We start from the raw sequence: 486 nt of genomic DNA on the forward strand, positions 1-486 counted from the left end.
GGGCGGCTGGCGGATGCTGCGCGGCGACGAGGTGGGCGCGCTGCTCGCGGCGCACCTGGTGCGGTGCGGTGTCACGGGTGACGCCCGGGTCTTCGCCGAGTCGATCGTGTCCTCGTCGCTGCTCGGGCGGATCGCCGAGGCGGCCTCGCTCCCGTACGAGGAGACGCTGACGGGCTTCAAGTGGATCGCCCGCGTCGAGGGCCTGCGCTACGGCTACGAGGAGGCGCTCGGCTACTGCGTCGACCCCGAGGGCGTGCGCGACAAGGACGGCATCACGGCGGCGCTGCTCGTGACCGAGCTGGCGAGCGGGCTCAAGGAGCAGGGCCGTACGCTCCTGGACGCGCTCGACGACCTGGCCCTGGCCCACGGGCTGCACGCCACCGACCAGTTGAGCGTGCGCGTCGAGGACCTGTCGGTCATCGCGGACGCCATGCGGCGGCTGCGCGAGGCGCCGCCGACGGCGCTGGCGGGCCTCGCCGTGACCTC

At 74.3% G+C, this 486-nt stretch carries 1 pseudogene; it reads left to right on the forward strand.

What is annotated here, in order from left to right:
- Positions 1–486 (forward strand): annotated as a pseudogene (locus G3I40_RS28120) (phospho-sugar mutase); the annotation flags it as partial.

The organism is Streptomyces sp. SID14478 (assembly GCF_010548525.1).
Lineage (GTDB): Bacteria > Actinomycetota > Actinomycetes > Streptomycetales > Streptomycetaceae > Streptomyces.